This window comes from Intestinimonas butyriciproducens (genome assembly GCF_016901775.1).
Classification (GTDB): Bacteria; Bacillota; Clostridia; order Oscillospirales; family Butyricicoccaceae; genus Pseudobutyricicoccus.
Genome location: NZ_JACJKW010000027.1, coordinates 1 through 21,113, shown reverse-complemented (window position 1 = coordinate 21,113; position 21,113 = coordinate 1). Strand labels below are relative to the sequence as shown.

General features: G+C 55.9%; 18 protein-coding genes. 6 read left to right on the top strand and 12 right to left on the bottom strand.

The features are described 5' to 3' along the window. Window positions 1-277 precede the first annotated feature (277 nt). Complete coding sequence (locus H6A25_RS11695) at window positions 278-937, bottom strand: Crp/Fnr family transcriptional regulator (protein WP_204752304.1); 660 nt, start codon at window positions 935-937, stop codon at window positions 278-280. A 91-nt stretch (window positions 938-1,028) separates the two neighbouring features. Between H6A25_RS11695 and H6A25_RS11690 the strand changes: the two genes are divergently transcribed. Genes H6A25_RS11690 through hcp form a run of 3 tightly spaced genes read left to right on the top strand, consistent with a single transcriptional unit; the run spans window position 1,029 to window position 3,758 of the window. Then, a complete protein-coding gene (locus H6A25_RS11690; protein WP_204752303.1) occupies window positions 1,029-1,745 on the top strand; it encodes an ATP-binding protein in 717 nt (238 codons plus the stop codon). A gap of 18 nt (window positions 1,746-1,763) precedes the next feature. Next, window positions 1,764-2,096, top strand: coding sequence for a cupin domain-containing protein (locus tag H6A25_RS11685; protein WP_204752302.1), 333 nt, complete (start codon window positions 1,764-1,766; stop codon window positions 2,094-2,096). 24 nt (window positions 2,097-2,120) lie between these two features. Beyond that, window positions 2,121-3,758 (top strand): hydroxylamine reductase, encoded by a 1,638-nt coding sequence (gene hcp, locus H6A25_RS11680; RefSeq protein WP_204752301.1) that lies wholly within the window; start codon window positions 2,121-2,123, stop codon window positions 3,756-3,758. A 65-nt stretch (window positions 3,759-3,823) separates the two neighbouring features. Here hcp and H6A25_RS11675 read toward each other — a convergent pair whose 3' ends face one another. From H6A25_RS11675 to H6A25_RS11660, 4 genes are all read right to left on the bottom strand, one after another. Then, a complete protein-coding gene (locus H6A25_RS11675) occupies window positions 3,824-5,794 on the bottom strand; it encodes an oleate hydratase (RefSeq protein ID WP_204752300.1) in 1,971 nt (656 codons plus the stop codon). A gap of 126 nt (window positions 5,795-5,920) precedes the next feature. Then, window positions 5,921-6,481, bottom strand: a complete 561-nt coding sequence (locus tag H6A25_RS11670; RefSeq protein ID WP_204752299.1) for a TetR/AcrR family transcriptional regulator — start codon at window positions 6,479-6,481, stop codon at window positions 5,921-5,923. Between the two features lie 23 nt (window positions 6,482-6,504). Further along, on the bottom strand, window positions 6,505-7,389 hold the full coding sequence (locus H6A25_RS11665; protein WP_204752298.1) for a tyrosine-type recombinase/integrase: 885 nt from the start codon (window positions 7,387-7,389) through the stop codon (window positions 6,505-6,507). A 19-nt stretch (window positions 7,390-7,408) separates the two neighbouring features. After that, on the bottom strand, window positions 7,409-7,996 hold the full coding sequence (locus H6A25_RS11660) for a hypothetical protein (protein WP_204752297.1): 588 nt from the start codon (window positions 7,994-7,996) through the stop codon (window positions 7,409-7,411). Window positions 7,997-8,290: 294 nt separating this feature from the next. On the opposite strand from H6A25_RS11660, the gene H6A25_RS11655 reads away from it, so the two are divergent. After that, on the top strand, window positions 8,291-10,792 hold the full coding sequence (locus tag H6A25_RS11655; protein ID WP_204752296.1) for a M14 family zinc carboxypeptidase: 2,502 nt from the start codon (window positions 8,291-8,293) through the stop codon (window positions 10,790-10,792). A 271-nt stretch (window positions 10,793-11,063) separates the two neighbouring features. On the opposite strand, the gene H6A25_RS11650 is transcribed toward H6A25_RS11655, so the two are convergent. The 7 genes from H6A25_RS11650 to H6A25_RS11620 form a co-directional block, all read right to left on the bottom strand. After that, entirely contained in the window at window positions 11,064-11,453 is a 390-nt protein-coding gene (locus H6A25_RS11650) for a hypothetical protein (RefSeq protein WP_204752295.1), read from the bottom strand. 65 nt (window positions 11,454-11,518) lie between these two features. Next, complete coding sequence (yajC, locus tag H6A25_RS11645; RefSeq protein WP_204752294.1) at window positions 11,519-11,794, bottom strand: preprotein translocase subunit YajC; 276 nt, start codon at window positions 11,792-11,794, stop codon at window positions 11,519-11,521. Between the two features lie 81 nt (window positions 11,795-11,875). After that, the gene (gene tgt / locus H6A25_RS11640) at window positions 11,876-13,006 is read right to left on the bottom strand and encodes a tRNA guanosine(34) transglycosylase Tgt (RefSeq protein WP_204752293.1); all 1,131 of its coding nucleotides are present in this window, start codon (window positions 13,004-13,006) and stop codon (window positions 11,876-11,878) included. Beyond that, the gene (locus tag H6A25_RS11635; protein WP_204752292.1) at window positions 12,999-14,207 is read right to left on the bottom strand and encodes a DNA recombination protein RmuC; all 1,209 of its coding nucleotides are present in this window, start codon (window positions 14,205-14,207) and stop codon (window positions 12,999-13,001) included. The genes tgt and H6A25_RS11635 overlap by 8 nt, the downstream gene beginning before the upstream one ends. 58 nt (window positions 14,208-14,265) lie before the next feature. Beyond that, the gene (locus H6A25_RS11630; RefSeq protein WP_204752291.1) at window positions 14,266-15,513 is read right to left on the bottom strand and encodes a M20 family metallopeptidase; all 1,248 of its coding nucleotides are present in this window, start codon (window positions 15,511-15,513) and stop codon (window positions 14,266-14,268) included. Between the two features lie 89 nt (window positions 15,514-15,602). After that, window positions 15,603-16,517, bottom strand: a complete 915-nt coding sequence (locus H6A25_RS11625; RefSeq protein ID WP_204752290.1) for a nucleoside kinase — start codon at window positions 16,515-16,517, stop codon at window positions 15,603-15,605. Window positions 16,518-16,521: 4 nt separating this feature from the next. Further along, complete coding sequence (locus H6A25_RS11620) at window positions 16,522-18,120, bottom strand: MBL fold metallo-hydrolase RNA specificity domain-containing protein (RefSeq protein ID WP_204752289.1); 1,599 nt, start codon at window positions 18,118-18,120, stop codon at window positions 16,522-16,524. 165 nt (window positions 18,121-18,285) lie between these two features. On the opposite strand from H6A25_RS11620, the gene H6A25_RS11615 reads away from it, so the two are divergent. Both H6A25_RS11615 and queA read left to right on the top strand, forming a co-directional pair. Further along, window positions 18,286-19,974 (top strand): SpoIID/LytB domain-containing protein, encoded by a 1,689-nt coding sequence (locus H6A25_RS11615; protein ID WP_204752288.1) that lies wholly within the window; start codon window positions 18,286-18,288, stop codon window positions 19,972-19,974. Between the two features lie 5 nt (window positions 19,975-19,979). Then, complete coding sequence (queA, locus tag H6A25_RS11610; RefSeq protein WP_204752287.1) at window positions 19,980-21,005, top strand: tRNA preQ1(34) S-adenosylmethionine ribosyltransferase-isomerase QueA; 1,026 nt, start codon at window positions 19,980-19,982, stop codon at window positions 21,003-21,005. The last annotated feature ends 108 nt before the right edge of the window (window positions 21,006-21,113 follow it).

Sequence of the window (21,113 nt, the reverse complement as noted above, 5' to 3'; positions counted from 1 at the left end):
ACCATGATCTACACCCATGTCACCGATGAAAACATGAAGCAGGCCGCCCTTCACAGTCCCCTGGCCCATTTTTCCCCGCCGCCCCGAAAAGAAGAAAATGATGGGGAAAATCCAGCAGAGAATCCAGAAAAAATTCAGGAAAATCAATCGCTGTAAGGTTTTTTAGCTTTCCATCTTCTCTTTTGACCTTTTTCGCCAAAAATCAAAAATATTCTGTAAAGCAAAACACCTTGTCACCATCTATCCCCACAGGGCTTACCGGTCCTGTGGGGCTTTTTTACCATTCCCCCGCCGTTTTCAGCAAACAGAATGTGTTTTTCCGGAAAATCAGGATTCCCTCCCGCTGCATCTTCCCCAGCTCCTTGGAAAGGGCGCTGCGCTCCACATTGAGATAATCGGCCATCTGCTGCCGGTCAAAGGGAATGGTAAACTGCCGTTTTCCTCTGCGGAGTGCCTCAGAGGAAAGATAGGTCATCACCCTTCCCCGGATGGTTTTGGCCGAAATGCAGAAGATCCGGCTGGACCAGGCCAGATTCTTCTGGGTGGACAAAATCAGTACATTGCGCAGCAATTTATGGTACCAGTCCTCCTTTTCATTGGAAGGCGCAAGCAGCGCTGTCAGACGCACCCATAGCACCTGGCTTTGCTCCACGGCCACCACATCCACCATCATAGGTGTCTGGCAAAAGGCATAGGTCTCGCCGAAAGCTCCGCCGGGGAGAATGCTGTGAAGAATCATCCGGTTGCCCCACAGATCCATGTTTTCAATGTGTATTTTCCCGGAAAGCAAAATGCCAAATTCCTCTGTTTTGTCCCCGGTGCGAAGCAAAACCTCCTCCTTGGGATAATCCCCCAAACGGATGCACCCTCGCCGGACCATCTCTTCATATTCCTCCTGGGTGATGCCGGCAAACATGGCGTGACTGGGCATTTTCATAAAAATCCCCCATTTCGTTGTTTTAACCACATACTTTTTTTCTGAATTGTACTATACTGAGTTCATCCAATCAAGAAGGAGCGATGAAAAAATGAAAAGACGGATCATTGAAATAGACCAGGAAAAATGCAACGGCTGCGGCGCCTGTGCCCAGGCCTGCCACGAAGGAGCCATCGGCATGGTGAACGGCAAAGCTCAGCTTCTGAGGGACGACTACTGCGACGGTCTGGGGGATTGCCTGCCCGCTTGCCCCACCGGCGCCATCACTTTTGTGGAAAGGGAAGCCGCGGCTTATGACGAGCAGGCTGTAAAGGAGAACATGAAGAAAAAACAGCAAAACCAGCAGGCCCACGGGGGATGCCCCGGCCAAAGAATGCGCCAGTTTTCCCGCCCGGCTCCGGCGGCCCACTCCCCTTCCTCGCCCGGAGAAAGGGTTTCCCAGCTGGCCCAATGGCCCTGTCAGATCAAGCTGGCCCCGGTGAACGCCCCCTATTTTGACGGAGCCAAGCTGCTCATTGCCGCCGACTGCGCCGCTTATGCCTATGCAGGCATCCATCAGGATTTCATGGCAGGCAAAGTGACTCTCATCGGCTGCCCCAAGCTGGACAATGTGGATTACAGCGAAAAGCTCTCCCAGATCATCGCTCACAATGACATCCAGAGCGTTACCATTCTGCGCATGGAAGTGCCCTGCTGCGGCGGTCTGGAAATGGCGGCAAAAAAGGCTCTTCAGCAAAGCGGCAAGTTTATCCCCTGGCAGGTGGTCACTCTGTCGGTGGATGGAAAGATCCTGGACAAGACAAACTGAACAGAAAGAGGTATTTTTATGGATAAAAAAATCAAAAACATTCCCCATGAGGAAATCGTGACCCTGCGGGAGCTGGTTCCCTGCCAGGAAGGACAGGTGGTCAGCCGCACCCTGGCCCAGAACAACGCTGTCAGCGTCACATTGTTCTCTTTTGCCAAGGGAGAAGAGATCAGCACCCACCGCTCGGAAGGTGACGCCTTTGTCACTTGCTTGGAAGGTGTGGGTAAAATCACCATTGACGGGGAAGAATATTTTTTGAAGGAAGGCCAGTCCATTGTTATGCCAGCAGGTCATCCCCATGCAGTTTATGGGGAAGAAGCCTTCAAAATGCTGCTGGTCGTCATTTTCTAACATTCCAAGCAAAGGAGCCTTGCCATGAAGGAAAAAATGTTTTGTTATCAATGCCAGGAGACCGCCGGCTGCACCGGCTGCACCCAGGCCGGTGTCTGCGGCAAGCAGCCCGATGTAGCCGCCATGCAGGACCTTCTGGTCTATGTGACCCGGGGACTTTCTGCCGTGACCACTGCTCTGCGGAAGGAAGGCCAGCCGGTGAGCAAGCAGGTGAACCATCTCATTACCTTCAACCTGTTCACCACCATCACAAACGCCAATTTTGATAAAGAACGGATCCAGGAGCGCATCCGCTCCACACTGGAAACCAAGTCCGCCCTGCTGGGCCAGGTAAAAACCCCCTCTATGCTGCCAAAGGCCGCATTGTGGGACGGGACGGGAGACTGGGAAGAAAAAGCCCGGCAGGTGGGGGTACTCTCCACCCAGCATGAGGACATCCGTTCTCTGCGTGAACTGATCACCTATGGCGTCAAGGGCCTTTCCGCCTACATGGAACACGCCAACACCCTGCTCCAGGAAAACGAAGAAGTGGACGCTTTCCTCCAGCGGGCACTGGCCGCCACCCTGGACGACACCCTGGCTGTAGATGACCTTGTGGCTCTCACCCTGGAGACCGGCAGCTACGGCGTCAAGGGCATGGCCCTTCTGGACAAGGCCAACACCCAGGCCTATGGCAATCCCCAGATCACAAAGGTCAATATCGGTGCAGGGAAAAACCCGGGCATTCTGATCTCCGGCCACGATCTGCGGGATCTGGAAATGCTGCTGGAGCAGACAAAGGACACCGGCGTGGATGTGTACACCCATTCAGAGATGCTCCCCGCCCACTATTACCCCGCTTTTCAGAAATACCCCCATTTCGTGGGCAACTACGGCAATGCCTGGCACAAGCAGCGGGAGGAATTTGAAGCTTTCCAGGGTCCCATCCTCATGACCACCAACTGTATCGTACCGCCCAAGGACAGCTACAAAGCAAGACTCTTCACCACCGGCGCCGCCGGTTTCCCCGGCTGCCCCCACATTCCCGGCGGCATCGGCGAAAAAAAGGACTTCTCCCCTCTGATTCAGATGGCCAAAAACTGTCCTCCTCCCACACCGCTGGAAGAGGGCGAGATCGTGGGCGGTTTTGCCCATGAGCAGGTGTTCGCTCTGGCGGACAAGGTGGTAGAAGCAGTGAAAAGCGGCGCTGTGAAAAAGTTCGTGGTGATGGGCGGCTGCGATGGCCGTCAGAAGAGCCGGGAATACTACACCCGGTTTGCCCAGGAGCTTCCCAAGGACACCATCATCCTCACCGCAGGCTGCGCCAAGTATCGTTACAACAAGCTGCCGCTGGGTGATATCGGCGGCATCCCCCGGGTGCTGGACGCCGGACAGTGCAACGACTGCTATTCCCTGGCCCTCATTGCCCTCAAGCTGAAAGAGGCCTTCGGGCTGGACGATATCAACGCTCTTCCCATCGTCTACAACATCGCCTGGTATGAGCAAAAAGCGGTTATCGTACTGCTGGCTCTGCTGTCCCTGGGAGTGAAGAACATCCATCTGGGCCCCACCCTTCCCGCCTTCCTCAGTCCCAATGTGGCGAAAGTGCTGGTGGAAAATTTCGGTATTTCCGGCATCGGCACCGTAGAAGAGGACCTGGCCCTCTTCTTCGGCGAAAACTAAATCACTGTCCTATGCAAAAAACTGCGCCGCTTCATCGCGGCGCAGTTTTTGTACGCATGGAATTTTTACATCCAGTCCTGGATGACACCGGCCTCCCGCATCAGTTTCTCCACTACTGTGCCGGAAACCACTTTGAGCAGCGGCTTTTTCAGCAATTCCAGCGGCCCGGGCAGCCGGACCTCCAGGGGGGACTTACCGTCCATCAGATGCACCGAGCTTTGCAGCAGCTCCCGCACATCGTAAACGCTGCCCCACACTTCGGGCACGCCCCGATCCACGCCCAGCAGTCCGTACACCGCTTCCATGGCGGTGCGCACTGAGTATTCGGTGGTGAACACGGTATCCCGGGGGGTATCGGCAAACTGACCCAGGAAGGCAAAGTTGACGCAGCCATCGGGAATCACATCGGGCCGGTCCCCCTTCCGCCGGGGCATGAAGAAGGCGGTGATATAGGGCATCATGGTGGGGACGCACTGAGCGCTGTTTTCCGCCAGATCGTCAATCTCCTCCACCGGCACGCCCAGATGATAGAGCCACTCCTGGGTGATCTCTTTGCCGGTGCAGTCCTTCATGGGCTTTTTCACATAGTCGCCAGGCACATCGGTGAACAGGCCATAGACCCACACGCAGACCTTTTCCTCATCCTGCTCTTTGAACTGGCCCTGCCGGTTGATGGTCCAGCTGAGCAGCCAGCTGGAGTCCTGGCAGCTGACAATGCCGCCGGTGACCACCTTCCCGGTGCGGACATCCCGCTTGCAGATGTTGGTGATATAGGGCAGAATCCGGTCGTCCAGCGTGGTGATGGTGGCCGATTCCCAGTTGGTCTTCTGCACATCAGAGCAGAATTTCTCCGGACGGCCAAAGGCCGGGTCCTGCTTTGCAATGTTCTTCCAAAGGTTCCAGCAACCGCTGGTGCGCACTTCGGCGTCCCCATTGGGAGCGTGATCCTGATCGCCGTAAATGGTGCCTTCGGTGCAGGAGCCGTTGGTGACGAACACCAGGTCCTTCTCGGTGAGCAGGATGCCTTTTTCCACACCATCCACCTTGCACTCGATGGCAGTGGCCACCTTCTTCCCCTCTTTGATATCAAAGAGCACATTGGTCACCTGGGTACCGAACTGGAAGTCCACCCCCGCTTCCTCCAGATACTTCTGCATGGGGAGGATCAGGGATTCATACTGGTTGTACCGGGTGAACTTCAGGGCGCTGAAATCGGGAAGGCCTGCGATGTGATGAATGAAGCGCTGGAAATAGAGCTTCATTTCCAGGGCGCTGTGCCAGTTCTCAAAGGCGAACATGGTGCGCCAATAAAGCCAGAAGGTGGAGGAAAAGACCTCATCATCAAACACATCTTCGATGGTTTTGTCGTACAAATCTTCGTCGGGGGTCATAAAGAGCTTGACGATCTCCATACATCCTTTTTGGCTCAGGTTGAATTTGCCGTCGGTGTGGGCATCCTGGCCCCGGTTGACGGTGGCCCGGCAGAGAGAATAGTTGGGGTCATGCTTGTTGAGCCAGTAGAACTCATCCAGCACCGAGGCCCCCGGCTTTTCCAGAGAAGGAATGGAACGGAACAGATCCCACAAACATTCAAAATGGTTTTCCATCTCCCGGCCGCCCCGCATCACATAGCCCCGGCTGGGGTCAAAGATGCCGTCGCAGGCGCCGCCGGCCACATCCATGGCCTCCAGGATATGAATGTGGGAAGGAGGCATCTGACCATCCCGCACCAAAAAGCAGGCCGCCGCCAGAGAGGCCAGGCCGCTGCCTACGATATAGGCGCTTTTTTCCTCCACTCCTTCCGGCTTTTCCGGCCGGGCAAAGGCTTCGTAGTTGCCATTGGAATAATAAATGCCCTTGCTGTTTTTCTCCTGCTTTCCCCGCTCGGTGTTCTGCCAGTCGCTGCGGTCCGGCATCTGACAGGATGGGGCTTCCGTCTGGTTGTTTTTCTTTTTCTTTGCCAGCATGACAGCTGCTCCTGCTCCGGTGAGTGCGGCGGCCGCCGCAGCCATCCTGGCCGTTGTTTTTTTATCCATAGAATAAGGACCTGCCTTTCTGTTTTTCTTTCTGTCCTTATCCTACCCCCTTTGGGTACACAATACCATTTACAAAAAGGGCCAGGTGATAAAAATTTGTTCATCCCGCCCTTTTTGTAAAGCAATTCACTTTTTTTCTGCAAAGTTCTGGATGGAGTGGGCCACGGCGCCTTGCAGGGTAGTGCTCATCTTCTCAACGATCACCTTTGGATCGGCGGTCATCCCCTGACGGATCCAATCCAGCATGATCCCTACAAAATTGTATTTGTAGAAATCGGCAATAAAGGATTTGTCCTCCAGGGAGATTTTGACTCCCTGGCTCTTTTCCTCCACCACGCCCCGGATCAGGTCGTAGGTGAGCTTATGGAGAAAACGCTCCATCTGATCCCTGCTGATGCACCGGTAGGCATTCAGTACAAAGACCTTGTTTTCCAGCACGGCCTCAAAAATTTGCAGCAGCCCTTCCTGCCAGGTGTCATAGGTCTTTTTCCCCTGTAAGGCCCGGCCCGCATCCTCGATGCACACCCATTCGATGAGATCATAGATGTCCTTGAAGTGATAATAAAAGGCCATGCGGCTGATGCCGCAATCGGTGGTGATATCCCGGATAGTGATCTTGTCCAGGGCCTTGACCTGCATCAGCTTTTTCAGCGATTGCTCCAGGGCCTGCTTTGTGGTGTTTGCCATAACAATGCTCCTTTGTTCTGTGGTCATCGGGACAGAGGGTGCAGTCTGCGGTAGCGTTCTCCCGCTTCCCCTTCCAGGGCCCGGAAATATACCTGCACCCAGTACGGGTCATCCAGCCCCAGAAGGGCCTTTACATCCTGGGCCGCAGCCCCCTTTTCCGCCAGATGAACAGCCAGGGAGGTTCGCAGCAGCTGGGGTGTCACCGGCAGGGAAATACCGGCTTCCTCTCCCCTCTTCCCTAGAATTTTCCATAACCCCTGACGGGTCAGCCGTTTTCCGGCGGCGCTGAGGAAAAGGGCCGGCTCCCCTGCCTGGCGCAGAACTCCATCCCGGCAAGGACCCAGATATTCTTGCAAAGACTTTATAGCCTGGGGATACAGGGGCAAATAAGGCTCCTGCCGTTTTGGAACATAGAGCAGCCCCCGCTCCGGCAGCACCTGGTCTGTGTTGAGAGCGGTGAGCTGGGCACTTTTCAGGCCGGTGGCATAGAGCACATGGAACATGGCCCGATCCCGCCGGGCGGCAAAGGAATCTCCCTGGGGGGATGCCAGAAGACACCGCACCTGCTCCAGGGTGAGGAAAGAGGGCAGCTTCCCTTTGCGCCGCTCCACCGTCAGACGCCGGGGCAGATTTTCTGCCGCCAGGCCCTGGGCCATGAGAAAAGCATAATACCGGGCCAAAGAGGAACGGATGCGGGCCAGAGTGGCCGGGGAACGGCCCCGCTGTTTCAGCTCTTCAAAGTATTCCTCCAGCTGAGGCAAGGTGACAGACCCATAATCCCCATCTTCCCCCAAACCCAAAAAGGTATCCAGCGCCGCCACATCCCGCAGATAGACCTGGCTGGTATGGGGAGAAGCCGGGGTATTCTGTTTCAGATAATAAAGAAAAGCATCAAACCGGCTGTCCATTTTCTTTTCCTCTTCCTTTTTATCCCACAAAGGCCAGGACGGCCCGGCAAAACCAGGGGGCCAGCAAGCTGCCCAGAAAGCTATATACCAGACAGAGCAGCAGACAAAGCAAAAAAGTGGGCAGATAGTCCGGTGAAATGGGCCGTCGCCCCATCCTCCGGCGGCGCCTTCCCTTTCTTCCCGGCCCCATCTGCAAGGCCTGGCCCATGGCCCGCTCCCCCAGTTCCAGCATGCAAAGGGTGGTGAGCAGCGCGCCCCCCGCCCCCAGCAAAAAAGACGCAGCATAGCCGCTCAGGCCGTAATCCCGGCAGAAGGCCCCCACCCAGCAGGCCAGAGTAAATCCCCGGGCGGCGAAAAGAATCAGCACTCCATAGGCCCCCAGGGAAAAAAAGCCGCAGCAGAACAGGGGCAGCAGATAGAGAAGAAAGCCCCCCAGCAGACGGAAAAACAGCCACAGCCGTCCTTCTCCGGCCCATTGTTCCAGAGAAGGGGCCCCGGCCCCTTCTTTCTGGAAAAAAACCATCCAGATGCATCCGGCCGCAGCCCCCAGCAAAAGGCATCCGGCAAGGAGCAGCATAGGAAGGGGCGGCAAGTCCTTTTTTTTCATTCTTCCTGGAGACATTTTTTTCACCTCGCCCATCTATATGGCGAGAAAAAAGAAAAAATGCCTTTCTTTCATTATATCTGGTTTTTTCCCTGATGCAAGGGGATTTTAGATTTCTGTAAACTATTTTCTGTAAACCTCCTTCTTTTCTCTCTTTCCATCAGGAGCTTTTGTGCAAAAAATGGAGAAAACAAAGGGGCTTCCCATTGTTTTTTGTGCAGTGTTGTGCTATCCTCAGATGGGATGGGTTTTCCCTTCCCCATTCTATGATTTGAAAACACAAGGAGGTCAGCAACGATGCAAACCATCACATCTCCCAAAGAGTTTTTCGGCTTTGACCTGGGGGCCGACCGGAAGATCGCCCGCTGGGACCGGATCGTGGAATACTACAAACTACTCAGCAGTCAGTCCGACCGGATCCAGGTGACCGAAATGGGCCCCTCCACCGAGGGCAATCCCTTCCTGAAGGTCATCATCACATCCCCGGAAAACTTCGCCCATCTGGAAGAGCTGCGTCAGATCAACCAGACCATCGCCGATCCCCGGGGCCTTTCCCAGGAAGAGATCCTGGGTCTGGTGAAAAAGGGCAAAGCGGTGAGTGTGCAGAGCATGAGCCTTCATGCCACCGAAATCGGCGGCACCCAAATGGCTCCCCTGCTGGCCTATGACCTGCTTACCGGCGACAGCCCGGAGATTTTGAATATCCTTCAGAATGTGGTGCTGGTGATGGTGCCCTGCTTCAATCCCGACGGCCAGATCATGGTCACCGATTGGTATAACTCCACCCTGGACACCCCCTATGAAGGCTGCAACTATCCCTCTCTCTACCATAAATACACCGGCCACGACAACAACCGGGACGCCTTTGCCCATAACATCGTGGAATCTCAGTATGTGGGCGACATTCTGTTCAAGGAATGGACACCCCAGTCCTATTTTGACCATCACCACATGGGCAGCTACGGGGCCCGCATTTTCGTGCCGCCCTATAAAAACCCTGTGAGACCTTACACCGATCCTCTGGTTTATAACGAGCTGTCCCTCTATGGAGCCAATATGTGCTACCGCATGGAGCAGGAAGATCTGTCCGGCGCTTCCATGATGTCCCAATTCCCCGGCTGGGGCCACTATGGCTACCACTGGATCACAAACAGCCATAACATCGCCGGTATGCTCAGCGAAAGCGCCAATGCCAAATTGGCCACCCCCCTTTATATCCATCCCGATCAGCTGGAATGCGAAAACGATAAATCCACCCCCTTCTATGGACCCCAGGTCCACTTCACCCATCCCTGGCCCGGCGGATGGTGGCGTCTCCAGGACATCGTCAAGCGCCAGTACTGCGCCGCCTATACCGTGCTGGACACCATGGCCAAAAACCGGGAGCAGATCCTTTACAATATGACTCAAAAGGCGCTGCGCCAGACCAAGCGGGGCGGCGAAAGCCATGAGCAGGCCTTCCTCATTCCGGAAAACCAGTTCGACCGGGGCGTGCTGCGCATCCTGCTGAAGATTTTGCTGGATCAGGGCATCGAGATCAAGCGGGCCGCATCCGATCTGTCGGTGGGCGCCGTCTGCTATCCCAAGGGCACCTATGTGATTCCTCTGGCCCAGCCCAAGATGGGCGTTGTGATGAATCTGCTGGCCCGCACCCTCTACCCCGACAATTTCTGGACCCGGGATATGCAGGATGCCCTCACTGCCTTTGACACCGCCAGCGATACTGTGGCGGAATACATGGGCGTGCAGGTCATCCCGGCTGGCGCGCCGGTGGAAGGAGAGCTTGCTCCCTTCACCGCTTTGGACTGCATCCCCCTCACTTCCCTTTCTCAGGCGGCGGGCTATGTGATCTCGGCCAAGGAGAACCGGGGCTATCATGCAGCCAATCTGCTTCTGGCCCAGGGCTTCCCGGTGTGGCGCATCGACACCTGCCCCTGGCACGATTTCTATGTGGAAGGGGACATCACAAAGCTGGCCCCCATCTTTGATGCCGCCCAGGCCACTGTCCGGCCGGTGGAAAAGCCCTATCCTCAGATGACCCCGCTGAAGCCCCTGCGGGTGGCCATGTACCAGCGCTTCTTCACCGGCAATGCCGACGAAGGCTGGACCCGGCTGCTCTTCGACAACATGGCCTATTCCTATACCACGGTGTTTGACGCCGATATCAAAAACGGCAGGCTGAAGGATTTTGATGTGCTCATTCTGCCCAGCGATTCCTATGAGATGCTCTACGGCGTAATGCACTATGCCGGCTCTCCCAAGTTTGAAGGTATGATGCAGTACATCGGCAAACAGCCGCCGGAAAAACAAAGCGGTCTGGGAACCGAAGGCATGAGCGCCATCCGTTCCTTTGTGGAAAAAGGCGGAAAACTCCTGGCCTTCAACCAGTCCTGCGACTTTGCGGCCGAAGCCTGCGGCCTGAAGGTAAAGAATCTGGCCAAAGGTCTTTCCCCAAAGGAGTTCAACACCCACGGCTCCACCCTGCATATGGAGCTGGATACCCAGAACCCCCTGTGCTACGGCATGCCTCAGAAGGCTCTGGCCTTCCATTGGAACGGGCCTGTTCTGGCTATTGGAGAAAAATTTGATGCCCAGCAGTATCAGGTGGCTGCCCGGTATGCCAAGGAGGATGTGCTGCAAAGCGGTCTGCTCACCGGTGAAAAGCTGATCGCCGGGACCCCTGCTTTGCTCCAGGCCCGCTGCGGCCAGGGCGAAGTGGTGCTCTATGGTTTTGCACCCCAGCACCGCTGCCAGACCCACGGCACTTTCAAGCTGGTGTTCAACGCCCTCTATCGGTAAAAAGGTAAAAAATCAGCACAAAAGGCCCGCCGCAGTTTTGCGGCGGACCTCAGACTGTCAAAAAACCCTTGTCGTGTGAGAGGCCCTTTCGTCCTACTTCTCATCAATCCGCAAAAAGCCGCGACCTGTGCGTGGCTTTTTGCACTTCTCAAGGGGCAAGTGTGCGCCAAAGGCGCGCATACAGCCCCTTGCAAAACCCCCTAAAGTGGCTTTCGCCACTTTTTCGACACGCTCGGCCCGCCGCAGTTTTGCGGTGGACCTTTTTCTTTTCTCAGCGAAAAAGAGACAGGACGATGCTGCTCAAAGCAGAGCAGCAAAGAGTGATGACCAGCACCAAGGCTCCACCAGGCAAATGGAAGGCTGCACCAGGCAGAAGCATCCCCACCAAAGGGAAAAACCCTGTCATCAAGGCGGCGCTTCCCAAAGCGCCATACAGCCGTTTGGGGAAACGGGCGGACAGGAGACCGCACAGCATTCCTCCGATCCCCATGGCCAGATAGGGGCAAAGGGACAGATATTCCCCGGGAATCACCCCGGAATAAAGGGAAAATGCCATGATCCATAAAAGTGCGATGACACACAGGCTCCCTCCTGCGGCGGCAGCAAACAAACGGCCCACGGCCAGCACACCCTTGTTTTCTTTTTTCTTGTTTTCCGGCATAAAAAAACCTCCCCCATCAAGATACATGGTATCTTTATGAGGGAAGTCCTTTTTTCAGTACGATTTTACTTTTTTTCCTCGTCCTGGGTTTCCTTGGACTGCACACACCATTTTTTCATGGTGAGCTTGGTGCGGTCAGCGCCGGTTTCGATGATGATCTCATCTTCCTTCACCGAGATGATCTTGCCCACGATCCCACCGATGGTGACAATATGATCCCCGGCCTCCAGGGAATTGCGCATAATCCGCTCTTTTTTCTCCCGCTTCTGCTGGGGGCGAATGAGCAAAAGATAGAAAATGGCAAAGGTGGCTACAATCCAGATATAGGCGGTCCATTCCATGGTTCGGCATCCTCCTGATGATAAACAGTATAGAAAGTATACTGCATTTTTCTTCTTGTGACAAGCCCCAATCCCAGGCTGTCAGATGCGTTTGCCCAGTTTTTCGCTGTTTTCCCGCCGGAAGGCTTCAAAGGTTCCCTGATCCAGAGCATCCCTTATCTGCTGCATCAGGTGGTTATAGAAATACAGGTTGTGGGTAACGGCAAAGCGCATGGCCAGCATTTCTTCCGCCTTGAACAGATGGCGCAGATAGGCCCGGGAATAGCCCTGGCATACCGGGCACTGGCACTGAGGATCGATAGGGCCGTCATCCAGCTGGTACTTGGCGTTTTTGATGTTGATGATGCCCTGGGAAGTGAACAGATGTCCATGGCGGGCATTGCGGGCGGGCATGACACAATCGAAAAAGTCCACGCCACGGGCCACCGCTTCGATGATGTTGGAGGGCGTGCCCACCCCCATGAGATACCGGGGCTTATCCGCCGGCATATAGGGATCCAGCTCCTCAATGATTTCATACATCACATCGGTGGGCTCCCCTACGGCCAGGCCGCCGATGGCATAGCCCGGCAGATCCAGCTGGGCAATCTGCTTCATGTGCTCAATGCGCAGATCGGTATAAGTACCGCCCTGGTTGATGCCGAAGAGCACCTGGCCGGGGTTGATGGTGTCCTCCTGCTGCTGAAGCCGGTGCAGCTCCTTTTTGCACCGTTCCAGCCAGCGGACGGTACGGGCGATGGATGCCTTCACATAGTCATAAGGCGAGGGGTTCTCGATGCACTCATCAAAGGCCATGGCAATATCGCTGCCCAGATTCCACTGGATCTTCATGCTTTCCTCAGGGCCCATAAAGATCCGGTGTCCGTCGGTGTGAGCGGCAAAGCGCACCCCTTCTTCGGTGATTTTCCGCAGCCCGGCCAGGGAAAAGACCTGGAACCCGCCGCTGTCGGTGAGGATGGGGCCGTCCCACCCCATAAACTTGTGCAGTCCTCCCATCTGCCGGATCACATCATCCCCGGGACGCACATGAAGATGGTAGGTGTTGGACAGCTCCACCTGGCAGCCGATGCTCCGCAGGTCCTTGGCAGACAGTCCGCCCTTGATGGCGGCCTGGGTTCCCACATTCATAAAAACAGGGGTCTGGACGGTGCCATGAGGACAGGTAAATTCGCCCCGCCGGGCTCGCCCCTCCTGCTTGATTACTTTAAACATGGTCTCCTCCTTCAATGGATAAACATTCTTCCTGGCTTTCTGTAGGCAGCTCCACATCCCGCAGCGTCCGCTGGATCTGCCGTGTGCGCACGCCCACCAGCTTGTCCAGCTCTTCATTGGCCTGGTTCAGCCGCTTCTGGGCCCCTTCCAGAACCAAAGCGAATTTCCCGAACTCGCTCTTTACCGCCCCCAGCACCTTCCACACCTCTGCCGAGCGCTTCTGCACCGCCAGAGTGCGGAAGCCTAATTGCAAACTGTTGAGCAAAGCAGCGGTGGTGGTGGGCCCGGCCAGGTTGACTTTGAACTCTTTTTGCAGCTGCTCAATCATGCCCAGGCGCACCGCTTCGGCATACAGCCCTTCCACTGGCAAAAACATCAGAGCAAAGTCGGTGGTGCCCGGGGGATCGATGTATTTATCATGGATGTCTTTTGCAAAACTGCGCAGACGGTCCCGCAGCACCCGGCGGGCCTGTTCCACCTGCTGGGCATCTCCTGTGTCATAAGCCGAGAGCAGCTGCTCATAGGCATCTCCCGGGTATTTGGAATCCACCGGCAGCCACACCGGCTTTTCTCCGTCTCCCGGCAGTTTGATGGCAAACTCCACCACAGCGGCGCTTCCCTTTTTGGTGCATACATTCCGGGCGTACTGCTCCGGCGCCAGGATCTGCTCCAGAATGGCCCCCAGCTGCAATTCTCCCAGAGTGCCCCGGGTTTTTACATTGCTCAGCACCTTTTTCAGATCCCCCACTCCCACGGCCAGGGTCTGCATCTCTCCCAGGCCCTTGTAGACCTGTTCCAGACGCTGGCTGACGATGGCAAAGGAGTCGTTCAGCTTTTTCTCCAGGGTGGTCTGGAGTTTTTCATCCACGGTGGCGCGGATCTCATCCAGCTGCCGCTGGTTCTGCCGCTGCACCTGATCCAAAGAAAAGCTCAGGGTACGCCGCAGGTTTTCCAGCTTTTGCTCGGTCTGCATTCCCTGCTGTGCCTGCTGCTGCCGCAATACATTCAGCTGCTCCCCCAAAACCTGCCCCTGGGAAGAAAGCAGAGTCTCCATCCTGGCCCCAAGGGCGGCCAGCTCCTCCTTTTCCTTCCGGTTTTCCAGCTGCCGGGCCAGATCACCCAGCTTTTTTTGCTGGAAAACCAGCAAAAAAAGCATCACAAGCACCAGAAATACCAGGACCAAAAGGGCGAACAATTCCATATTTGCTCCTTTCTTCACCAAAAAAGCGCCTTGCCGGCGCTTTTTGGCATTGCTTCCATCAGCCGATCAGATCCAGGATCATGCCGGCGTACATCTTGCAGGCCGAGATCACATCTTTCACATCCACTGTCTCATTATAGGTATGGATGCCTTCGGCATTGGAAGGGCCATATTGGATGGTGGAGATCCCCGCGTCCCGGAAATAACGGGTGTCGCTGCTGGCCCACTGATAAGCGGCGATCAGGTCGATATCCATCAGCTCCTTGGCGCACCGCCGGGCCGAAAGGACGATGGGGTCATGGATAGAGCAATAGTTTCCGGTACGGCCGCCCCGGTACTCTGCTTTGCACCGGTGGGCAAGGCCCAGACGCCCGATGATTTCGGCCACCTTCTGCTGCACCTGCTCACCGTCCACGCCGATGGGCACTCGGCAATCGATATCCACCTGGCAGCTGTCGGCCACCATATTGTACTTGGTGCCGCCCTGGATGACGCCGAAATTCACCGTCACATGATCCATGCAGTTTTCCACCCCGGGCACCTTCTGGATGTCCCGGATGGCCTGTTTGGACACCTCCATCACCTGGGCGATCTCTCCATCGTAGCTGCCATGGATCTCCCGCAGCTCCCGGAGGGCCAGACACAGCTCCATCATGTCCTCCACGGCGCTTTGGCCCACATAAGGAGAAAGACTCCCGTGAGCGCTGCGGCCGGTAAGGGTCAGATGGATGCCCAGGTTGCCCTTCTGCCCCACTTCGATGTTGTCAAAACCGGTGGGCTCGGGCACAATGCCCCAGTCCCCTTTGATGTATCCATGCTCAAAGAGCCACTGGGTGCCATGGTATCCGCCGGTCTCTTCATCGGGCACGATGGTATACAGAATCTCACCGCTCAGCTCGGCGTTGTGCTGAGCCAGCATGGCAATGGCAAAGAGGGAGGAAGCCAGACCGCACTTCATATCGGAAGTCCCTCTTCCCAGAATACGGCCGTCTTTGATCTCCCCGGAATAGGGCGGGAAATCCCACTTTTTTTCGTCCCCGGCGGGCACCACATCGCAGTGGCCGTTGAACACCACCCGCTTGCCCCCTTTTTTGCCAAAGGTGGCCAGAATGTTGGGACAGCCGGGCACCGGGCGGACGATTTCATAAGGGATATGGTATGTATCCAGGAAATCGCAGATAAACTTCGTCACATCCTCCACATCGCCGGGAGGGTTTTCCGAAGGGATGCGGATGATATCCTGACAAAAGCGGATCAGGTCCTCCTGCCGTTCATCGATGATTTTCCAAATTTCATGTCGCTGCATCAAAAGCTCATCCTTTCTGGCGGCCAGAGGGCCGCAACAGTCTGATTATAGCACATCCCGCTCCCTCATAAAAGAGCCCAGGAAAAAAATCAATCCTCCAGGCCGCCGATAAATTCCCTCAAAAGGGAATCGCCGGGCACACTCTCCTGGGAAAGGGAAGGCAGAAACCGTAAAAACCGCCGGAGCTTTCCGGTGAGGCGATGGGAGGGCAGATTGGTTTCTGTGAGCAGACCGGCATAGACCGCTCCCTCATAGGGCACAAAGGAATCCAGCTCATAATCGGCAAAGCGCTTGAAGGGCAGGATGTGGTCTTCCTCCCCGGCCGTCACCGAAGGCAGAAGATCCATGGTCTCCAAAAAGCTGCGGCCCCGGTAGCGGCTGTCCCGCAGCAGGCGGCGCATCAGGCGGATATGGGAGGGGTGAAGACACTCCCCGTTTTCAAAGCGCAGACGGGTACGCACGCTGATATAGATCCGGCTGGAAAAATCCAGGGCCGCTCCGGTGACCAAAGGATTCAGCGCATGGATGCCTTCAAAGATCACAAACTCATCGGGCTGGCGCTGAAACAAAAACCCCGGCTTACGGCTTTGAGTGGGGAAATCATAATAAGGTACATAAATGGGACGGCAGGCGAAAATATCCTCCATCTGTTTGGAAAGCAAAGGGATATCCAGCCGGTGGGGGGATTCAAAATCGATCTCTCCGTTTTTGTCCCGAGGCACATTGGGGTTGATGGCAGGCAGGAAATAGTGATCCATGGAAATGGCCCGGGCGGGAAAGCCCAAAGCATGCAGCTCTTCTGCCAGCCGGTTTGCCGTGGTGGTCTTGCCCGAGCCGGAGGGTCCGCAAAGAAGCACCACAGGCTGTCCTTTGTGTTTTGCCAGCTGCCGGGCCAATTTGCGGGGCTTTTCCCGGCTTTCCTCCTCGCAGAAAGCGATAAACTCCTCCTGGTTTTCTTCCAGCTGGCGGCGCAGCTTTTCCATGGAATAAAAAGTGATATTCATCGGTTTATTTCTCCCATTTGTCGCAAAGTTCCTGGATGCGGTCGGCCAGACGGGCCAGATCCTTGTTGGCTCTTCCCTGGCTTCGTTCCACCAGATCGGTGAGCCGCTGCAAAGCGGCCTTGAGCCGGGCCATGGCCGGGGAGGGCTTCTGCTTGCCCCGGCGCACCGGCACCAGCACCGGCGGATGGAGATGGGCCCAGGCCCCATTCAGAAGGTCGTAGGTGGAGCCGCTGTACGGCGCTTCGGCGGCATAATGCAGCTGGGCACGCAGCCGCTCGGCAAACTGCTCACACACCTGGGCTTCTCCGTGCTGGACAAACACCAGCCGGGGCTTGGGAGAAAAATACTGAAGCCAGCGGATCAAGCCGTCCACATCGGCATGGCCGCTGATGCCCGCCAGGCTTTTGATGTGGGCGTTCACCTGGATGTCCTCCCCGAACAGCCGCACCCGTTTGGCTCCGTCAAACAGCGCCCGGCCCAGGGTGTTTTTGGCCTGATAGCCCACAAACAGAATGGTGTTTTCCCGCCGCCACAGATTGTGTTTCAAATGGTGACGGATGCGTCCCGCTTCACACATCCCGCTGGCCGACAGAATCACCTTACACCGTTCGTCAAAATTGATGGCTTTGGATTCCTCCGCCGTCACCGTGGTAATCAGGCCGGGAAAAGTCAGGGGATTTTCTCCCCGCTGCACCATTTCCATGGCTTCTTCGTCAAAATTGCCCAGCATATTCTCCCGATAGATGTGGGTAGCCTCAATGGCCAGCGGGCTGTCCAGATAGACGGGGAAGTCGTCGTGGCCCCGGATCAACCCATCCCGGCGAATCTTGTGAAGGAAATATAAAAGCTCCTGGGTGCGTCCCACCGCAAAGGAGGGAATGACCACACTGCCGCCTTTGTCAAAAGTCTCCTGGAGCACCTGGGTCAGGGCGGTGATATAATCGGGCTTTTCCCCATGGCTCCGGTCGCCATAGGTGGATTCCATCACCACAAAATCGGCCTGGAGGATGTACTGAGGGTCCTTCAGAATGGGTTTTCCCGTGTTGCCGATGTCTCCGGAAAAGACGATTTTCCGTTCCTCCCCTTCTTCGGTAAGCCACAGCTCGATGCTGGAAGAACCCAGCAGATGTCCGGCGTCCACAAAGCGCACATCCACTCCTGGGGCTGCGGTAAACCGGCTCTCATAAGGATGGGGGCAGAACAGCTCCAGCACCCCTTGGGCATCCTCCATTTCATACAATGGCACATACTCTTCCCCGCCGGAACGGCGTGCCTTCCGGTTGCGCCATTCCGCTTCGAACATCTGAATATGGGCGCTGTCCCGCAGCATGATGTCACACAGTTGGCAAGTGGCTGTGGTGGCATGGACCTTTCCCCGGAACCCCTGGCGGTACAAAAGGGGCAAAAGCCCGGCGTGGTCGATGTGGGCATGGGTGAGGATCACCATGTCCACCTGGCCGGGAGCAATGGGCAAGCCAATATTCACATAGGTGTCCTGTCCCTGCTCCATGCCATAGTCGATGAGCACATTCTGCCCATTCACCTCCAGCAGACTGCAACTGCCGGTGACTTCATGGGCAGCGCCAATAAAAGTCAATTTCATATCATTTCTCCTTGTCTCTATGAAAAAGAGTGAATCGGTTTGCATTCCTTTCTTTTATTATACAAAATAAGCCAGTTTCCAGCAAGTGCTGCCAGTGGTTGAATCAAAAAAGAATTTGCGGTATAATTTTTGTGTATGTTTCGCTAGCGTATAGGGAGAAAACACATGAACAAACGAAAAAAATCCATTCTTTCCTTCTTTTTGGCTCTGCTTCTGCTGGTTTCCTGGCTGCCTGCTCCCCCGGCCCGGGCTGTGGCCGCCGATCCCACCTTGCGCATCGGCCTGTATTATGGCACAAATGCCCTGCCTGCCGCCAATTTGCAAAATGTGACCGGCTATGGAAGCGGCTACCGTCTGGGGTATTTTTCCGGAGACCAATTCACCTCCCTGCTGGAGACCTCCACAGTGGAGATCACCGTGGTCAAGGACAAGCAGCTTTATATCAATGGAGAAAAGGACTATTATGATGTGGCCCCTGCCTCTTATCATACCGTTATCCGGCCCTATCACCTGCAAACCAGCCGCACCTTCTCTTCGGCATCGGAAGCCCAGAATTTTGCCCAATCCCTCTCCTCTCTGGGCGCCTTTCCGGCCTATGTCAACGGCAGCTATGTGGTGCGCATCGGCCAGTATTCCTCCACTTCCGAGGCCCAGGCGGCCCAAAGTGCCGTTTCGGCCCAGGCCGGGTCGGTGAATGTGTGCGGATACAGCGAAAGCTGCTATACCGTCACCAAAACCGGCACCAACACCATCCTGTTTGAGCTGGACAGCGGCGGAAACTACCTGGGCATTCAGCCCATGGGAGCCTCCAAAACCCAGACCTGGTTCAAGGGCTTCAAATACTACGGCGCTTTTGAATACAAGCGGATGCAGGGCAACGACCTGACGGTCATCAATGTGGTGGGGCTTACCGATTATGTAAAAGGAGTCGTCCCTTATGAAATGAGCGCCTCCTGGCCTGCGGAAGCCCTGAAGGCCCAGGCCCTGTGCGCCAAGTCCTATTCCATGAACAGCCTGGGCAAGCACTCTTCCCAGGGCTTTGACCTGTGCAATTCCACCGACTGCCAGGTCTATCAGGGCACCAACGCCGCCACAGCCGCTTCGGACAGCGCTGTGGACGCCGTCTATGGCCAGTATATCCTTTATGACGGCCAGGTCGCCCAGGCCTATTACCACGCTTCCAGCGGCGGAGCCACCGAGGATGTGGAGAACATCTGGACTTCCTATGTTCCCTATCTCCGGGGCGTGGAGGACACCTATCTCACAAACCCCATCAACTGGAGCGCCACTTTCACCAATGAAACGGTGGCTGCCATTCTGCGCAGCAAGGGGTATTCGGTGGGCAATGTGACCAATGTGTATGTGAGCCACACCACCTCCCATGGCAATGTGGATTCTCTGACGGTAGAACAGGAAAGCGGCGAGGATCTGGTCTTTTCCAAATCCAGTGCCCGCTCCATTCTCAACAGCTCGGCCTATGGCGTCTCCATTCTCAGCCACCGCTACACCATTTCCGGCTCATCGGATCCCGGCTCAGGCAGTGTGGATGGCTTCACCATCAACGGTCAGCCCTTCTCTTCCCTTTCAGGAATGTACGCCATCGGCTCCGGCGGGATCATTGGTTCGGTATCTTCCGGCAGCCTGTCTGCCATCACCGGTTCCGGCACAGTCTCTATTCCTTCCCTTCAAAAAGCCAGGGCCAGCAGCGGCACCTACACCGTCACCGGTACGGGCAACGGCCACCATATCGGCCTGAGCCAGTGGGGAGCCAATGGTATGGCCAACGCGGGATTTTCCTATGAGGATATCATCAAATTTTATTTTACAGGAGTGCAGGTAGGACCTGCTGCATAAGGATTATGAAAAAAAGTGATTTTTATTACGACCTTCCCGAAGAACTGATCGCCCAGACCCCCCTGGAAAAACGGGACACCTCCCGGCTGATGGTGCTGGACAAAAAGACCGGCCAGGTGCAGCACAAGCATTTTTATGACATCATCGACTATCTGCAGGCGGGCGACTGCCTGGTGATCAACGACACCAAGGTCATTCCTGCCCGGCTCTATGGGCAAAAAACCGGCACCGGCGGCGCGGTGGAAGTGCTGCTTCTGAAAGACCTGGGAGAGGGCCGCTGGGAGTGCATCGTCTATCCCGGCCGCCGTCTGAAAGAAGGGGCCAACATCACCTTTGGCGACGGCCGGCTCACTGCCACCATCGACAAAGTGCTGGAAACGGGCAACCGGATCATCTCCTTCCGCTATGAAGGCATCTTCCTGGAGATTCTGGAGGAGCTGGGGGAAATGCCCCTGCCCCACTACATCAAAGAGCACCTTTCCGACCCGGACCGGTACCAGACGGTCTATTGCCGGGAACCTGGTTCCGCTGCCGCCCCCACGGCCGGGCTTCATTTCACTCCGGAGCTGATGGAGCGTATCCGGGAAAAAGGTGTGGTCTTTGCCCCCGTCACCCTCCATGTGGGCCTGGGCACCTTCCGCCCGGTGAAAGAAGAGGAAATCACCGACCATGTGATGCATTCGGAACAGTATTTCATCACCCCCCAGTCGGCGGAAATCATCAACCAGACCCGGCAATCGGGCCACCGGGTCATCGCCGTGGGTACCACCTCCTGCCGCACCCTGGAAACGGTCACCGATGAAAACCATGTGACCCACCCAGGCACAGGCAATACCGATATCTTTATCTATCCCGGCTACACCTTCAAAGGCCTGGATGCTCTCATCACCAATTTCCATCTGCCGGAAAGCACCCTGGTGATGCTGGTCTCTGCTCTGGCCGGACGGGAAAACATTCTCAATGCCTACCGCCAGGCCGTAGAGGAAAAGTACCGGTTCTTCAGCTTTGGCGACGCCATGTTCATCTGCTGAATCATAACCACTAGTAAACTAGTGGTTTGCTCAGACCCCATAGGGGTCAGTACTTGCTGACCCCTATAAGGGGTACTGAGGGTTTGTTATCGCATCACAATTTCAGGC

Coding starts and splice junctions, on each gene's coding strand:
- H6A25_RS11665 (WP_204752298.1), bottom strand. CDS start 7,389: ATGGACAGCCGGTTTGATGCTTTTCTTTATTATCTGAAACAGAATACC.
- H6A25_RS11635 (WP_204752292.1), bottom strand. CDS start 14,207: ATGGAATTGTTCGCCCTTTTGGTCCTGGTATTTCTGGTGCTTGTGATG.
- H6A25_RS11625 (WP_204752290.1), bottom strand. CDS start 16,517: ATGAATATCACTTTTTATTCCATGGAAAAGCTGCGCCGCCAGCTGGAA.
- tgt (WP_204752293.1), bottom strand. CDS start 13,006: ATGTTTAAAGTAATCAAGCAGGAGGGGCGAGCCCGGCGGGGCGAATTT.
- H6A25_RS11630 (WP_204752291.1), bottom strand. CDS start 15,513: ATGCAGCGACATGAAATTTGGAAAATCATCGATGAACGGCAGGAGGAC.
- H6A25_RS11655 (WP_204752296.1), top strand. CDS start 8,291: ATGCAAACCATCACATCTCCCAAAGAGTTTTTCGGCTTTGACCTGGGG.
- H6A25_RS11615 (WP_204752288.1), top strand. CDS start 18,286: ATGAACAAACGAAAAAAATCCATTCTTTCCTTCTTTTTGGCTCTGCTT.
- H6A25_RS11690 (WP_204752303.1), top strand. CDS start 1,029: ATGAAAAGACGGATCATTGAAATAGACCAGGAAAAATGCAACGGCTGC.
- H6A25_RS11650 (WP_204752295.1), bottom strand. CDS start 11,453: ATGCCGGAAAACAAGAAAAAAGAAAACAAGGGTGTGCTGGCCGTGGGC.
- H6A25_RS11685 (WP_204752302.1), top strand. CDS start 1,764: ATGGATAAAAAAATCAAAAACATTCCCCATGAGGAAATCGTGACCCTG.
- H6A25_RS11660 (WP_204752297.1), bottom strand. CDS start 7,996: ATGAAAAAAAAGGACTTGCCGCCCCTTCCTATGCTGCTCCTTGCCGGA.
- H6A25_RS11670 (WP_204752299.1), bottom strand. CDS start 6,481: ATGGCAAACACCACAAAGCAGGCCCTGGAGCAATCGCTGAAAAAGCTG.
- yajC (WP_204752294.1), bottom strand. CDS start 11,794: ATGGAATGGACCGCCTATATCTGGATTGTAGCCACCTTTGCCATTTTC.
- hcp (WP_204752301.1), top strand. CDS start 2,121: ATGAAGGAAAAAATGTTTTGTTATCAATGCCAGGAGACCGCCGGCTGC.
- H6A25_RS11675 (WP_204752300.1), bottom strand. CDS start 5,794: ATGGATAAAAAAACAACGGCCAGGATGGCTGCGGCGGCCGCCGCACTC.
- queA (WP_204752287.1), top strand. CDS start 19,980: ATGAAAAAAAGTGATTTTTATTACGACCTTCCCGAAGAACTGATCGCC.
- H6A25_RS11620 (WP_204752289.1), bottom strand. CDS start 18,120: ATGAAATTGACTTTTATTGGCGCTGCCCATGAAGTCACCGGCAGTTGC.
- H6A25_RS11695 (WP_204752304.1), bottom strand. CDS start 937: ATGAAAATGCCCAGTCACGCCATGTTTGCCGGCATCACCCAGGAGGAA.